This is a genomic window from Solibacillus sp. FSL R5-0691 (genome assembly GCF_037974225.1).
Lineage (GTDB): Bacteria > Bacillota > Bacilli > Bacillales_A > Planococcaceae > Solibacillus.
In genome coordinates this window covers 462,333-476,740 of the sequence record NZ_CP150231.1, presented here as the reverse complement: position 1 = coordinate 476,740, position 14,408 = coordinate 462,333, and the positions used below count along the sequence as shown (strand labels likewise).

At 42.1% G+C, this 14,408-nt stretch carries 14 protein-coding genes, 1 riboswitch and 1 other annotated feature; of the genes, 9 read left to right on the top strand and 5 right to left on the bottom strand.

Going from position 1 to position 14,408, the window contains the following annotated elements:
- Nucleotides 1-57: 57 nt before the first annotated feature.
- On the bottom strand, nucleotides 58-807 hold the full coding sequence (locus MKY51_RS02395) for an SDR family oxidoreductase (RefSeq protein ID WP_339175069.1): 750 nt from the start codon (nucleotides 805-807) through the stop codon (nucleotides 58-60).
- A 365-nt stretch (nucleotides 808-1,172) separates the two neighbouring features.
- On the opposite strand from MKY51_RS02395, the gene ilvA reads away from it, so the two are divergent.
- Nucleotides 1,173-2,441: a threonine ammonia-lyase IlvA gene (gene ilvA / locus MKY51_RS02390; protein WP_339175068.1), complete on the top strand. Its 1,269-nt coding sequence runs from the start codon at nucleotides 1,173-1,175 to the stop codon at nucleotides 2,439-2,441.
- Between the two features lie 80 nt (nucleotides 2,442-2,521).
- On the opposite strand, the gene MKY51_RS02385 is transcribed toward ilvA, so the two are convergent.
- The 3 genes from MKY51_RS02385 to MKY51_RS02375 all read right to left on the bottom strand — a co-directional run bounded on the left by MKY51_RS02385 (nucleotide 2,522) and on the right by MKY51_RS02375 (nucleotide 5,463).
- A complete protein-coding gene (locus MKY51_RS02385) occupies nucleotides 2,522-3,316 on the bottom strand; it encodes an ABC transporter ATP-binding protein (protein WP_339175067.1) in 795 nt (264 codons plus the stop codon).
- Complete coding sequence (locus MKY51_RS02380) at nucleotides 3,309-4,349, bottom strand: ABC transporter permease (RefSeq protein WP_339175066.1); 1,041 nt, start codon at nucleotides 4,347-4,349, stop codon at nucleotides 3,309-3,311. The genes MKY51_RS02385 and MKY51_RS02380 overlap by 8 nt, the downstream gene beginning before the upstream one ends.
- Before the next feature lie 97 nt (nucleotides 4,350-4,446).
- Complete coding sequence (locus MKY51_RS02375) at nucleotides 4,447-5,463, bottom strand: ABC transporter substrate-binding protein (RefSeq protein ID WP_339175065.1); 1,017 nt, start codon at nucleotides 5,461-5,463, stop codon at nucleotides 4,447-4,449.
- A gap of 275 nt (nucleotides 5,464-5,738) precedes the next feature.
- Nucleotides 5,739-5,783: riboswitch (PreQ1 riboswitch) on the top strand.
- Between the two features lie 6 nt (nucleotides 5,784-5,789).
- On the opposite strand from MKY51_RS02375, the gene MKY51_RS02370 reads away from it, so the two are divergent.
- From MKY51_RS02370 to MKY51_RS02335, 8 genes are all read left to right on the top strand, one after another.
- The gene (locus MKY51_RS02370; protein WP_339175063.1) at nucleotides 5,790-6,275 is read left to right on the top strand and encodes a QueT transporter family protein; all 486 of its coding nucleotides are present in this window, start codon (nucleotides 5,790-5,792) and stop codon (nucleotides 6,273-6,275) included.
- A gap of 179 nt (nucleotides 6,276-6,454) precedes the next feature.
- Nucleotides 6,455-6,668: a binding site (T-box leader), on the top strand.
- 123 nt (nucleotides 6,669-6,791) lie between these two features.
- Nucleotides 6,792-7,775: a metal ABC transporter ATP-binding protein gene (locus MKY51_RS02365; protein WP_339175062.1), complete on the top strand. Its 984-nt coding sequence runs from the start codon at nucleotides 6,792-6,794 to the stop codon at nucleotides 7,773-7,775.
- A 5-nt stretch (nucleotides 7,776-7,780) separates the two neighbouring features.
- Nucleotides 7,781-8,818, top strand: coding sequence for an anthranilate phosphoribosyltransferase (gene trpD / locus MKY51_RS02360; RefSeq protein WP_339175061.1), 1,038 nt, complete (start codon nucleotides 7,781-7,783; stop codon nucleotides 8,816-8,818).
- Nucleotides 8,815-9,609, top strand: coding sequence for an indole-3-glycerol phosphate synthase TrpC (trpC, locus tag MKY51_RS02355; RefSeq protein ID WP_339175060.1), 795 nt, complete (start codon nucleotides 8,815-8,817; stop codon nucleotides 9,607-9,609). The genes trpD and trpC overlap by 4 nt, the downstream gene beginning before the upstream one ends.
- Nucleotides 9,606-10,223: a phosphoribosylanthranilate isomerase gene (locus MKY51_RS02350; protein WP_339175059.1), complete on the top strand. Its 618-nt coding sequence runs from the start codon at nucleotides 9,606-9,608 to the stop codon at nucleotides 10,221-10,223. Before trpC ends, MKY51_RS02350 begins: the two co-directional genes overlap by 4 nt.
- Nucleotides 10,220-11,407: a tryptophan synthase subunit beta gene (gene trpB, locus MKY51_RS02345; protein ID WP_339175058.1), complete on the top strand. Its 1,188-nt coding sequence runs from the start codon at nucleotides 10,220-10,222 to the stop codon at nucleotides 11,405-11,407. The genes MKY51_RS02350 and trpB overlap by 4 nt, the downstream gene beginning before the upstream one ends.
- Complete coding sequence (gene trpA, locus MKY51_RS02340; RefSeq protein WP_339175057.1) at nucleotides 11,404-12,183, top strand: tryptophan synthase subunit alpha; 780 nt, start codon at nucleotides 11,404-11,406, stop codon at nucleotides 12,181-12,183. The genes trpB and trpA overlap by 4 nt, the downstream gene beginning before the upstream one ends.
- 151 nt (nucleotides 12,184-12,334) lie before the next feature.
- Nucleotides 12,335-12,565 carry a sulfate permease gene (locus tag MKY51_RS02335; RefSeq protein WP_339175056.1) on the top strand — a complete coding sequence of 77 codons (231 nt, stop codon included), beginning with the start codon at nucleotides 12,335-12,337 and terminating at the stop codon, nucleotides 12,563-12,565.
- 34 nt (nucleotides 12,566-12,599) lie between these two features.
- Here the strand turns inward: MKY51_RS02335 and MKY51_RS02330 are convergent, their stop codons facing one another.
- Nucleotides 12,600-14,213 carry a long-chain fatty acid--CoA ligase gene (locus MKY51_RS02330; RefSeq protein ID WP_339176559.1) on the bottom strand — a complete coding sequence of 538 codons (1,614 nt, stop codon included), beginning with the start codon at nucleotides 14,211-14,213 and terminating at the stop codon, nucleotides 12,600-12,602.
- Between the last annotated feature and the right edge of the window lie 195 nt (nucleotides 14,214-14,408).

Here is a 14,408-nt window from a genome sequence, read left to right as displayed (position 1 = left end):
CAATAAAGGGCTGCCGGAAAGTCAAATTTCCCGGCAGCCCTTTTACTTTTCACTTTTTTACTTCGTGCTTGTGAAGCCGCCGTCAATACGGATGACTTCCCCGTTAATATACTCTGCTTTTGAAGTTAGCAGGAATGTTACAAGCTCTGCTACTTCTTCTGGTGTACCTAAACGTTTTTGCGGGATTCCGCCTGTGGCATTTTCCTTCATTTGTGGGTTTGCTTCATAAAAAGCTTTTACCATTGGTGTTTCAGTTGGTCCCGGAGCGATTGCATTAACACGCAGACCGTCTTTGGCGTACTCCGCTACCATACTTCTTGTTAACCCGACAATCCCGTGTTTCGTTGCCGAATATGTAACAACGGAGTCCTGTCCAATTACACCGGCACTTGATGCCGTATTCACAATGGAACCGCCACCGTTTTTCAGCATTACATCCGCTACATAGCGCACACCATAAAGTGCCCCAAGCAAGTTGATGCCGACAATTTGTTCGATTTCTTCAATCGTAGTTTCTAAATAGTATTTCCCGCTGCCGGAAATCCCTGCATTGTTAAAGAAGTAATCAATTGAACCAAAATGCTTCATTGTTTCATCAACATAGTTTTTTACTTCTTCCGCTTTTGATACATCCGCTTTAATAAAAATAGCGTCTACACCTTTTGCTTTAACTTGTTCAACTGTTTCGTTTCCGCCTTTTTCACTGACATCCACTACCGCAATATTAATACCTTCCTCAGCCATACGGATTGCTGTTGCTTGGCCTAACCCGCTGCCTCCACCTGTAATAATCGCTGTTTTAGTCATTGCTATTCCTCCTGATATATAAATTTGGACATTGCCAATAAGTTTTCCTATCTGCAAAATTGCCCTTTCACAATAATATAAATTCCCCTTTAATTTTCGGTTAAACCTTTAGGATGTGATTTACGACTTAGGTCTTAGTTCATACAATAGCTTTTCCTGTTTTGTTCATGAATATGCACTTCAATAAGTTTTAGTGTTCGTATCAATTTAAAGATAATCTTGTCTAAAACAATACGTCAGTTCTCTATTAAACCGCTTTCATTATGGCGTATTGATGAATTTTCATAATTTACAGAATTTTTACGCCATTACAACATAAATTTATGATAGAATAATATAATCTTTAATCAGATGACGGAGGTTACATGGAAATGGGAGTTACTCAACCGACTACGATTGCAGTGGAAAACGTATTAATCGCACATCATTTTTTAAAAGATGTTGTTGTACATACACCCCTGCAACTAAACGAATATTTATCCGAAAAGTATGGGGCAAAAATTTACTTTAAGCGTGAAGATTTGCAGCATGTTCGCTCATTCAAATTACGTGGTGCCTATTATAAAATTAAAAAAATCGAAACGGAAGCCCGCGCTTCAGGTGTCGTTTGTGCTAGTGCCGGCAACCATGCACAAGGTGTTGCTTATGCTTGTGCAAAGCTGGAAATTAAAGCAACAATCTTTATGCCGAAAACAACACCGAAACAAAAGATCGATCAAGTACGGATGTTTGGCAGAAGCTTTGTGGAAATCGTGCTGGCAGGAGATACTTTTGACGACTCGGCAGAAAGCGCACTTGCCTATTGTGAGCAGGAGAACCGCATTTTCATCCATCCGTTCGATGATGCAGATGTAATGGCTGGCCAAGGAACAGTGGCTGTCGAAATTATGAATGACATCGAAGAACCAATCGATTATGTATTTGGCAGTATCGGCGGTGGCGGCTTAATGTCAGGCGTCTCTTCCTACATTAAAAACTTATCCCCTTCTAGTAAAGTTATCGGTGTAGAGCCTGCTGGTGCAGCCAGCATGAAATCTGCTTTCCAACATGGCGAAGTAGTTTCACTGGATACGATTGATAAATTTGTTGACGGGGCTGCTGTTAAATGTGTTGGGCATGATACTTATGAAGTATGCCGTCACTATTTGGATGATATTATTGCTGTTCCGGAAGGCAAAGTATGTACGACTATTTTAGATCTTTATAATAAGCATGCGATCATTGCCGAGCCAGCTGGCGCATTGTCGGTTGCTGCACTCGATTTTTACGCAGATCAAATTCGCGGAAAATCGGTTGTCATCATTATTTCTGGAGGAAATAACGATATCGGACGAATGCAGGAAATTAAAGAGCGTTCACTGATTTATGAAGGGCTTCTGCATTACTTCATCGTAAGCTTCCCGCAGCGTTCAGGAGCATTACGCCAATTTTTAACGGAAGTGCTTGGTCCGAATGATGATATTACAACGTTTGAATATACGAAGAAAAACAATAAAGAAAGTGGCCCGGCATTGGTCGGCATTGAACTTGCACATCGCGAAGATCATGAAGGATTAATTGAACGTATGCGTGCAAACGGTTTTGAATATAAGGAAGTAAATAACGACAGTACGCTGTTTGCATTGCTAGTATAAATACTTTTATTGAAATATAAAAACTCGATTTTCTCTCAGAGAAAATCGAGTTTTTGCTTTATCTGTCTGGAACTCCTCATTTACCCTAATAACGCGCGGTCTGAATTCATTTTTTCGCCGCGGATTTGTTCGAACTCGTGCATTAAATCCGGAATCGTCAAGTCCTGTTTACGGTCTTCACCGACTTCCAAAATGATTTGCCCTTTATCCATCATAATGAGGCGGTTCCCCAAATCGAGCGCCTGCTGCATATTATGCGTGACCATCAATGTCGTCAGCCGGCTTTCCTCGACAAGCTCTTTTGTCAGCTTTGTAATAAGTTCAGCCCGTGACGGATCAAGTGCTGCTGTATGTTCATCAAGCAGTAAAATCGCAGGTTTCGTAAATGTCGCCATTAATAAACTTAATGCCTGGCGTTCCCCTCCTGATAATAATCCGACTTTTGCCGATAAACGGTTTTCCAAATTCAAATGCAGTTTTTCCAATGACGTTTTGAAAAACTCACGACGCTTTTTATCAACACCGAAGCGCAATGAACGCTTCGTATTACGAGAATAGGCAATCGCCAAGTTCTCTTCGATTGTCATTGTTGGTGCTGTACCTGCCATCGGATCTTGGAAAACACGGCCGATATGGACAGCACGCTTATATTCCGGCAGGCGGGTTAAATCATTGCCGTTAATTTCGACAGAGCCGAAATCTGGTGTTAACGCACCTGAAATCATATTCATCATTGTCGATTTCCCGGCACCATTACTGCCGATAATTGTAACGAAATCACCTGGTGCCAAATGCAAGTTAATATTGTCCAGCGCAATTTTCTCATCGGGTGTTCCTTCGTTAAATACTTTATTAATGCCATCTAATTTAAGCAAGGCTCTTCCCTCCCTGCTCAATATCTACTTTTGTCTGCTGTAATGCGAGACGTTCTTCCAAACGTTTTTCTTTTCTCTTTTTCTCTTTATATTTCCCAACGATTTGCGGGATTACCAGCGCTAAAATAACGATAACCGCCGTAATTAATTTCATATCCCCTGAGTCCAACCATTTTACGCGTAACGCCAATGCGTAAATCATTCGGTAAATTATTGCCCCGGCAATAACCGCAAATGTGACACGAACAATCGACTTCGTTCCGAAAATGGCTTCACCGATAATTACAGATGCCAGACCGACAACAATCATACCAATACCTAATCCGACATCGGCAAACTTTGTATACTGGGCAATTAATGCACCTGATAATGCCACCATACCGTTTGAAATTCCGAGTCCTAAAATGACTAATGAATCGGTATTTGCGGAAAAGCTGCGAATCATTCGTTTATTGTCGCCTGTTGCGCGGATTGCAAGACCGATTTCTGTTTTTAAGAACCAGTCTACTACTAGTTTAATAATTGTCGTCACAACAAGCATTAATATTAAAACACCCCAAGTTGTTGGAACAGAAGCTAAGCCCATTGACTTTAGTACGTTTGTAATCGCTGAATCAATGCCTAAATTCGACCAGAAAGAACCGAACGTCGAAAAAACTGTTTCTGAATTTAATAGTGGAATATTTGGTCGTGTTACACCGGTATCTGAGCTTAATCCCATAATTCGAAGATTAATCGAATAGAGAGCGATCATCATTAAAATCCCTGCAAGCAGCGGATTGATTTTCCCTTTCGTGTGTAAAATTCCTGTCATACATCCAGCAATAAATCCAGCAACTGTTGCGACCAATGTGGCAAGAATCGGGTTATAGCCAAGCACGATCATCATCGCTGCCGTACCTGCTCCCGTTACAAAGCTTCCATCAACCGTTAAATCCGGAAAATCCAGCACGCGGAATGTTAAGTAAACCCCAAGTGCCATAATTGCATAGATGATCCCTTGCTCCACTGACCCAAACATAGCTGTAAACATCTCGAATCATCTCCTGACTTTTTTAAAAGTTTTAAGCAAGTCAGCCTAAACATTTTATACCTGTTTAGGCTGACTTGCTTTTTTGTATAAATGTGAATTATTGTACTTCTGCTTCCCATTCAGGCTTAATTTCCAACCCTAAGTTTTCTGCAGTAGCTTTATTGATTACTAGTTTTAAGTTAGCCGGATATGCAGCCGGAACTTCTGAAGGTGCTTTGCCTTCCAATAAAATTTGTGCTGCCATTTGCCCTGCTTCATAGCCGATATCATAGTATTCGAAACCGTATGCAGCTAAACCGCCGCGCTCTACTGAATCAAGCTCACCGACAATAAGCGGTAATTTGTTTGCATCTGCTACTTCGATTACAGATTCTAGTGCCGAAACGACCGTATTATCAGTAATAATATAGAATGCATCTACTTTTCCTACTAAAGATTCTGCTGCCTGACGAACTTCAGATGAAGCAGATACTGCCGCTTCAACAATTGTTACGCCTTCTTTTGCTGCAATTTCTTTTACTGCCGCGATTTGTGCCACTGAGTTTTGCTCACCCGCGTTATATACCATCCCTACATTTGTTGCCCCTAATTCTTTAAGGAAGGCAACTGTTTTCGGCATTGTTTCCGGATGTAAATCAATCGTACCTGTTACGTTAGCACCAGGTGTTGCCATTGACTCGATCAATTCCGCCCCTACTGCATCCGTTACCGATGTAAAGATAACCGGAATATCAGAAGTTGCACTTTTTGCCGCCTGTGCTGAAGGTGTTGAGTTCGCGAAAATCAGATCTACATTTTCCCCGACTAACTGCTGGGCGATCGTCATGTTCGCACTGTTATCGTTGTTTGCAGATTTGTCTACGTATTCTGCTTTAATCCCTGCATCTTCAATTGCTTTTTTAAATCCTTCTTTTGCTGCATCTAATGATGGATGCTCAACAATTTGTGTTGTTCCGATTTTAAACGTTTTATCGCTATCAGCTTTAGCTGTATCTACAGCTTCGCCATTGGACGTCTCATTCGAAGATGTCTCGCTCTCTTCCCCGCCACAAGCAGCTAATAATAAAAGAAGCCCGAATAACAAAAAGGACAGCTTCATTAAATTTTTTCTCATCTTATTTCCCCCTAATTACTTTATCGATTTAAAGCACCGAACTTCATTTGGATGAAGTGTTGAAATAATATTACCGCGTCATTTTTAGATAGTCAATAACATTTAGAATGTTCTGAATTTATTATAGGTAATGTGCCTCATTTCGGAATTTTGACAATACTCTTTAAACCGCTAAGCGACGCGGTTTGTTAAACTTTCTACTCTGTGAAAATTTTTTGAAAAAAAAGTCCTATAAATCTTTACTTTTATTTTCAATATTGCTATGATTGCAGTTGCTTTGCGTGGTTCGTAACCATCCCACGTTAAAAAACTAGGAGGAATTTCATATGAAGGTAAAGTTTATTGCAGCGAGTGCCATTATTGCAGCATTATATATTGCTGTCACAATGCTTGTTGCGCCAATTAGCTTTGGGCAAGTACAGTTCCGTATTGCCGAAATTTTTAACCATTTAGTCGCATTTAACCCGCGCTATATGTTGGGTGTAGTTTTAGGTGTATTTATTTCCAATTTCCTGATGTCTTCAATCGGTCCCATCGATTTAGTATTTGGTGTTGGACATACGATTATTACACTGGGAATTTTCATATTCATTTGTAAGTTTGTGAAAAATATTTGGGCTCGCCTGATTATTAATACAACATTATTTACGTTTACAATGTTTATCATTGCAGCACAGCTGAATATCGTGCTTGGCTTCCCGTTCTGGGAAACTTGGCTGTTTGTAGCATTTGGCGAATTTGTTGTATTGGCGGTTGGAGCACCGATTATGTACACTTTAAATAAACGATTGGATTTCAAAAAATTAATCTAATTTCGATTGTTTCACCAGCTGACTTTTTTATGTCGGCTGGTTTTTTATTTAGAAAACTTATTTTAGAATTGTTTGACATTTCATTTTTCAGTGTTAGAATAAAGCATAATTCAAATTGTTATTTACGGTAGCAGGTTGCGGGAGCGTGACCACCGTTTTCGTTTAGTTGAGCTTAGTTGAGTAAATTGTTGAATAAGAAGAGTAGCATTTATCGTTTTGTCCAGAGAGCGTATGGCTGGTGAAAATACGCCAAAAGGTAAATGTGAATGGGCCTTATGAAAGCTGCCGGCGTTAGTCGGCGGACGGTACCCTGCCGTTATCAGGTTTAAGTGGAAGCAAGTTTTTTTGATTTGCTTCAAACGAGGTGGCAACGCGGTGAAAATCGTCCTTTCGCAAAAGTTAATTCTTTTGCTGAGGGCGATTTTTTTTTATTCAGCAAAGCTTTAAATTAATTACAGGATTGCTAAATAATCTGAATCGTAAAGGCGTAGTTTATTTCAAAAAGGAGTGTTTCAAATGGTAGTTCAGCAACATTTTCGTACATCAATGAAAAAAGTAAATGGGGATTTACTGACACCGATTTCTATTTTCCAGCGACTGCAAGGTGAACGGAAGTTTTTATTGGAAAGTTCCTCAAAATATGATGGTAATGGACGCTATTCGTTCATTGGTGTCAACCCGCGTAAAACATATATCGGGACTGAAGATCAGCTTTTGGATCATACACATCATTCCAATAAAGCCTACACATATGAAGGCGAGCTGATCCAACTATTAAAACAAGTGATGCCGCGCATTTCATCACATACGGAATATCCGTTTACAGGTGGCGGCATTGGCTATATTCACGCATTGCAGAAGCCGTTGCCTGAACTGCAGTTCCATGTTTACGATACACTCGTTATTTTTGATCATTTAACAGATGAAATTGCTGTTTTTCATACAAATATTGAAGCCGAGCAAGTGGCACCAAATATTGATCAACTGATTGAACAGCTGTTTACAACACCGACACCTGAACAGTCATCCTATACATTACAACATGTCGAAAAAGAGGAAAATGGACATTATCGTGCACAATTTACTGGTGAGGCCCTTTCCCTTTACCGGAAAATGCGCATCGAACACGCTGCACCCTATATGTACTATGTCGAATTTGATGATTGCACAGTAATCGGCACATCAAAATCAAACTATATGCAAGTAAGGGACGGGAATATTTCCGTTACAAATGATGCCCCGTCAATCGAACGCTTTAGTACAGAAAAATCGGTGCAGCAGCTTGCCAATGTTACAACAGGTACGTTAAGCCCTACCCTTCATGCCATCGACGTCGTGAAAGGGCTATTGCCATCACAAGGCTTGATCGGCTATATCGGCTTTAATGGCCAGGTCGATTTCACAACACCTGAACAAACGATAATAATTCAAGGAAATGTCGCACAGCTTCACTCGGAAACAGAGGAAGAAGCGCCATTCCACTCTTTACTGAAAGGATGATGAACATGTCTTTACTTCCATATATTGAACAGATCGAGCGAAAAGAGCATTTAGTTTTTGAGGAAATGACGCAGGCGGCACAGCTTATTTTTAATGAGCAAACACCGAAAGAACAGATCGCCTCATTTTTAACAGCGATGAGCGCAAAAGGAGAAACAGCACATGAAGTTGCAGGCTTAGCTTCTGTTATGAAGTCACATGCAGTTGCTGTCGAAGTACCCGAAGGCATTTATATCGATAACTGCGGCACAGGCGGCGATGGACTTCAAAGCTTCAATATAAGTACAACTTCCGCATTTGTATTGGCAGGTGGCGGCATTTTAGTAGCAAAACACGGCAACCGGAAAGTATCGAGCGCTTCAGGAAGCTCGGATGTGTTGGAGGCACTTGGCATTACGCTGCTGCCAAATATCGAACAAACATCTGAATTGCTCAAACAGCATGGTATCGCCTTTTTACATGCTCCGAACATGCACCCGAAGTTAAAACGGATTGGTGAAGTTCGACAGGCAATCGGCAAGCCGACGATTTTCAATTTAGTCGGTCCCTTAACAAACCCTGTTCCGTTAAAAACGCAGTTTGTCGGGATTAACCGACCGAACTTCACGACCGATTACGCGGAAGTGCTCCATATGCTGGGACGTGAACGTGCAATCGTCGTATCTGGTGCACAAGGAATGGATGAAGCATCACTGGATGGTGAAAACACTTTTGTACTGCTAGACCGCGGGGACATGATTCCATTTAAACTGCGTGCTGAAGATGTCGGCTTAGCCGCACAGCCCCTTTCTGCAATTCGCGGCGGTACCCCTGCAGAAAATGCGGACATTATGCGTGACTTACTAAAAGGAAAACAAAGCGTGTATTTCGATACGGTTCTTTTAAATGCCGGCATTGGCTTCTTTGCATACGGGCTTGCCGAGACGATGAAAGAAGGAATCGAGATGGCAAAGGACAGCATAATGTCAGGACGCGCTTATGAAAAATTAGAAAATATCGTTGCTTATAGCCAAAAAAAGACGCAGGAGGAACCCGTAAAATGACGATTTTAGACCGTATTATTGACCAAAAAAAGACTGAGCTGCCACAATTGCTTTCGACAAAGCCTGTGTTTTTAACAATTGATAAGGTCCGCCCTTCCCTATACGAAACACTGATATCAGCCAATTCATTGCAAGTAATTTCGGAAATGAAACGTGCTTCCCCTTCTAAAGGTGATATTGCGACAGAAGTCGACCCTGTTGAGCAAGCGTTACAATACGAAGAAGCAGGTGCTGCCTGTATTTCCGTCTTGACAGAGCGCGCATTTTTCAAAGGTAGCTATGCAGATTTAAATGCCGTTGCCAATGCTGTGGACATACCGGTTTTATGTAAAGATTTCATCATTCATGAAGTGCAGATCGACTATGCGAAAGCGGCCGGCGCATCGGTTATCCTGTTGATTGTCGCAGCATTAACGGATGACCAGCTGAAATCCCTTTACGCCTATGCGACAGAACAACAGCTGGAAGTGCTCGTTGAAGTACATGATGCCGATGAATTAAAGCGTGCCCTTGCTATTGGGGCAAATATTATCGGAGTGAATAACCGGAATTTGAAAACATTCGATGTTTCGTTGTCAGCAACACTTGAAATTGCGCAGCTTCTTCCCCCTTCACCGATAGCATTTATTAGTGAAAGCGGCATTTTAGGTCCGGAAGATGCACAGTTTGTGGCGAATGCTGGCGCAAAAGGAGTATTAGTCGGCGAAGCATTAATGCGCAGCGGAGACGTCAAAAATTCACTTAAAGCACTACAAATCGACATAACAGCAAAGGTTGGCGAAAATCGATGACAAAAGTAAAAATTTGCGGATTAAAAGAAATTGAACATGTGGAAACAGCGGTCAAAGCAGGTGCCGATTTTATCGGATTTATGTTTGCGCCCAGTAAACGACGCATTACGGTAGAGGAAGCAGTGGAACTGGCAAAGGCAATTCCGAGTACGGTCAAAAAAGTCGGGGTTTTTGTCAATGAGGAACCAGCCACTATTCGTCAAATTGCAAAAGAAGTCGGACTCGATTATATCCAGTATCACGGAGATGAAACGCCTGATCAGATTCAGGAAATCGGGTTGCCGGCAATTAAAGCATTTTCGATTCGTAGCGAAGACGATGTGACACGTGCGGCAACATATGATGTGGACTATTATTTGTTCGATGCGCCTGGAACTGACTTCCGTGGAGGAAGCGGAAAGTCTTTTGACTGGATGTTGCTTGATAAAGTGAAAATCCCGCTTGAAAAGGTCATTTTGGCAGGTGGACTAAATGAAGAAAATGTTGGATTGGCGATTATGCTTGTCGAGCCATTTGCGGTAGATGTTTCAAGTGGTGTAGAAGTGGATGGTCGAAAAAGTTCAGCAGCGATTACGAATTTTATTGAAACAGCAAAAGGAGAGTTGATTTTATGACGACAGTAAAAGGACGTTTCGGGCGATTCGGCGGGCAATTTGTACCCGAGACATTGATGACTTCACTTGAGGAATTGGAGCTTGCATATGAGGAAGCAAAAAAGGACCCCTCTTTCCAGGAAGAACTTGATTATTATTTAAAGCAATATGTCGGACGTGAAACTCCCCTCTATTTTGCGGAGCGTTTAACGAAAAAAGTCGGCGGCGCGAAAATCTATTTAAAGCGTGAAGATTTAAACCATACCGGCGCACATAAAATAAATAATGCGATCGGCCAGGCACTTTTGGCAAAACGGATGGGGAAGAAAAAAATTGTTGCTGAAACTGGTGCAGGTCAGCACGGTGTCGCAACGGCAACTGCGTGTGCACTGCTTAATATGGAATGTATCGTTTATATGGGGGCAGAAGATGTACGCCGCCAGCAACTGAACGTTTTCCGTATGGAACTGCTCGGGACAAAAGTTGTTGCAGTAGAAAAAGGTTCCGCTACATTAAAGGATGCAGTTAATGAAGCGTTGCGTCACTGGGTTACGCATATAGAAGATACGCATTACATTTTAGGTTCGGCACTTGGACCACACCCCTTCCCTACAATTGTCCGTGATTTCCAGCGTGTCATCGGGGATGAAACACGTGCCCAAATTTTACAGCAGGAAGGACGACTTCCGGATACGGTTATTGCTTGTATCGGTGGCGGCAGTAATGCAATCGGAATGTTCTACCCTTTTGTGGAAGACCAGGATGTAGCATTGTATGGAGTGGAGGCTGCAGGTTCAGGTGTCAATACCGACAAACACGCGGCAGCAATTCATGTTGGAAAAACAGGTGTCCTTCACGGTGCGTTCATGTATTTATTGCAGGATGACAACGGTTTTGTTCAAGAAGCGCATTCAATTTCAGCGGGACTAGATTATCCGGGAGTAGGACCGGAACACTGCCATTTACATGAAACAGGTCGTGCATCCTACCCTTCTGTTACAGATGAACAGGCACTTGAAGGTGTGAAGCTGTTATGTGAAACGGAAGGAATTTTACCGGCATTGGAAAGCGCTCATGCCGTTTACTATGCAAGTCAATTTGCCAAGAACCGACCTGCCGATGAAATTGTTGTTGTTTGCTTATCAGGACGTGGGGACAAAGATGTTCACACATTAATGGATAAACTTGGAGGTGGCGTGAAATGACATTGCAAAAACAGCTAGAAAACGTATTAGCAGCAGGGGATAAAGCATTTGTTCCTTATATTATGGCAGGCGATGGCGGGCTTGAAACATTAAAACCTACTATATTAAAGCTTCAGCAAATCGGAGTATCCGCAATTGAAGTTGGGATTCCATTTACAGACCCTGTAGCAGATGGACCAACAATTGAACAAGCCGGCGAACGTGCGCTTGCACACGGTGTGACATTAAAAAAAGTACTGGATGAACTCCAAAGCTTTGCACAGGAAATCCATATTCCGCTCGTTGTCATGACGTACTTAAACCCGATTCTGGCTTATGGAATTGAAGTATTTGCAGAGGATGCAAAACGTGGTGGTGTCGAAGGACTGATTGTACCGGATATGCCTTTTGAAGAAAGTGCCTTATTGCATGATGCGTTAAAGGAAAACGGCATTGCGCTTGTACAGCTTGTATCATTGATGAGCCCTCCTGAACGTATAAAAAAATTAGCTGCTGCAAGTGAAGGCTTTGTCTATGCCGTTACGGTAAACGGTATTACCGGTGAACGTGCAAGCTTTGCCACGGAACTTGCCGGGCATTTTGCAAACTTGAAAGCAGCGAGCAATATTCCCGTGTTAGCAGGCTTCGGTATTTCAACAACTGAACATGTAAAAAGCTTCGGCGACATTGCGGATGGAGTAATTGTCGGCAGTAAAATTGTTACGGCACTCGTTGAGCAAGACTGGACTGCAATCGAAGCGCTTGTACAGGCAACGAAGAAGACGGCTGTAATTTAGTCGTTGCTTATAAAGAGGATGCAAAGACTAGTGAATAAGTGGGTTCCCCCATTTCAATCAGTACCTTTGCATCCTACTTTCTTCTATATATATATATTCTGTTTCCTTTATATGGTATCCTTTGATTAAATCTATTTAGTGGGGGTTCAAGATGAATGTAAAGGACTTTTTTGCGGGTTTGTTTTTTGTCGCGATTGCCGGTTATTTTACTTATGTGTTAGTCGATAGCATGCCAAAGCTGTTCATTGACAGCACAACGACTTGGCAATACTTTGTCGCATTCTTTCGTGTTGCACTCATTATTTTCCTTTTCAACTTAGGACTCTCCCTTATGAAACGCTTTTTCGTAGGCGGGACGACAAAAAACGGGAACGCTCGGTAATTCGATGCTTTCCCGTTTTTTATTTCATTCCACACTATAGTTGGAGCTGTGGATAAATTTCATTCACATTTTCGCGTAACTTTGCCTTTAAGAATTTCCCGACAGAAGTTTTCGGAATTTCCGTTAAGAAGACGATATCATCCGGCAACCACCACTTAGCAAATTGACCTTCCAAAAATAACGTTAGCTCTTCTCTAGTTGCATTTGCTCCCTCTTTCAGGACAACACATGCCAGCGGACGCTCCTGCCATTTCGCATGTGGAATGGCGATGACCGCCGCTTCAAATACCGCTTCATGCGACATGAGCGCATTTTCCAAATCAACGGACGAGATCCACTCACCACCGGATTTGATCAAATCTTTCGTTCGATCTGTTATTTTAATGAATCCCTCTTTTGAACGAACCGCGATATCACCTGTATATAGCCAACCATTAGAAAATGCTTCCGCTGTACGTTCATCTTTATAATATTCTGCCGCAATCCATGGACCACGCAGACGCAGCTCGCCCATTGTTTCGCCATCCCAAGGTACTTCACCGTTTTCATTGACGATGCTTGACTCTATCCCCGGAACCGTTAAACCTTGCATCGCGCGTGTTTCGATTTTTTCATCCAATGACCAGTCATCCATATGTGACATATCACGTGACATTGAAACAATCGGTGAAGTTTCCGTCATGCCGTATGCCACAATATAATTGACGCCCATTTCTTCATATTTTTTAATAAGCCCTTTTGGTGAAGCAGACCCTCCACAGAAAATAGCTTGTAATGTCGATAAATTACGGGCTCTTTTTTCCTGCTCCTGCAATGCGCCAAGCCAGATTGTCGGGACACCCGCGGTTTTCGTTACATTGTATTGCTCAATGAAATCCAATATTAATGACGGTGTAAACTGAGGGCCGATCAATACTTGCGTCGCCCCTACATTCACTGCTGCAAACGGCATCCCCCAAGCGTTGACATGGAACATCGGAACAATCGGTAAAATTGTGTCACGTTCTGAAATTGCCATCGTATCCACCATTGAAATCGACATGGAATGCAGTACGAGCGAACGATGTGTATACACGACCCCTTTTGGATTTCCTGTTGTTGCGCTTGTATAGCACATGCTTGCCGGCGCATTTTCATCCAAATCTTCCGGGAACGCAAAGTTTTCATCTGCTTCTTCCAGCAATGCCTCGTATGACAGTACATTCGGCAAAGTCGTTTCCGGCAGCTCCCCATCCGCCATAATGATGTAATGTTCAATTGTTTTCAGCTCCGACTGCACTTCTTCAATGAGCGGCACTAAATCTTCATCTATTAAAATTATTTTATCTTCCGCATGATTAATAATGTACGCAATATGTTCCGGTGACAGGCGGATATTAACCATATGCAAAATTGCACCTGTACATGGAACCGCAAAATATGCTTCTAAATGGCGGTGCTGATTCCAGGCAAACGACGCAATCTTGTCGCCGCGCTCCATGCCCAGCTTGGTTAATGCGTGCGCCAGCTTTCTTGTGCGTTTCACCCATTGCCCGTATGTAAGGCGATGAACCTTTTCCTCACTTGTACGTGAAATAATTTCTTTGTGTGCATAATACGTTTCTGCACGCTTAATCATATCTGTTAGAACGAGTGGTGTTTGCATCATCATTATATATTTCCCCCTTTTATGAGACGTTATCTTTTACCGGCAATCCCCATTACTGATAAAACGCCTCCTAATTTCTCCCACAACATCATTCTAATATAATATACTGAAAAATGAAAATATTTTGTCAATAATGCAGCAATTTCTTTTTTCTGCGGAAAATGGAAATTACTGAATTTCGCTTTTCATAAAGGC

What these genes read in the sequence shown, in the direction of transcription:
- trpB (WP_339175058.1), top strand. Translation starts at nt 10,220, where the DNA reads ATGACGACAGTAAAAGGACGTTTCGGGCGATTCGGCGGGCAATTTGTA.
- MKY51_RS02335 (WP_339175056.1), top strand. Translation starts at nt 12,335, where the DNA reads ATGAATGTAAAGGACTTTTTTGCGGGTTTGTTTTTTGTCGCGATTGCC.
- MKY51_RS02380 (WP_339175066.1), bottom strand. Translation starts at nt 4,349, where the DNA reads ATGTTTACAGCTATGTTTGGGTCAGTGGAGCAAGGGATCATCTATGCA.
- MKY51_RS02365 (WP_339175062.1), top strand. Translation starts at nt 6,792, where the DNA reads ATGGTAGTTCAGCAACATTTTCGTACATCAATGAAAAAAGTAAATGGG.
- trpC (WP_339175060.1), top strand. Translation starts at nt 8,815, where the DNA reads ATGACGATTTTAGACCGTATTATTGACCAAAAAAAGACTGAGCTGCCA.
- ilvA (WP_339175068.1), top strand. Translation starts at nt 1,173, where the DNA reads ATGGAAATGGGAGTTACTCAACCGACTACGATTGCAGTGGAAAACGTA.
- trpA (WP_339175057.1), top strand. Translation starts at nt 11,404, where the DNA reads ATGACATTGCAAAAACAGCTAGAAAACGTATTAGCAGCAGGGGATAAA.
- MKY51_RS02370 (WP_339175063.1), top strand. Translation starts at nt 5,790, where the DNA reads ATGAAGGTAAAGTTTATTGCAGCGAGTGCCATTATTGCAGCATTATAT.
- MKY51_RS02375 (WP_339175065.1), bottom strand. Translation starts at nt 5,463, where the DNA reads ATGAGAAAAAATTTAATGAAGCTGTCCTTTTTGTTATTCGGGCTTCTT.
- MKY51_RS02350 (WP_339175059.1), top strand. Translation starts at nt 9,606, where the DNA reads ATGACAAAAGTAAAAATTTGCGGATTAAAAGAAATTGAACATGTGGAA.
- MKY51_RS02395 (WP_339175069.1), bottom strand. Translation starts at nt 807, where the DNA reads ATGACTAAAACAGCGATTATTACAGGTGGAGGCAGCGGGTTAGGCCAA.
- MKY51_RS02330 (WP_339176559.1), bottom strand. Translation starts at nt 14,213, where the DNA reads ATGATGCAAACACCACTCGTTCTAACAGATATGATTAAGCGTGCAGAA.
- trpD (WP_339175061.1), top strand. Translation starts at nt 7,781, where the DNA reads ATGTCTTTACTTCCATATATTGAACAGATCGAGCGAAAAGAGCATTTA.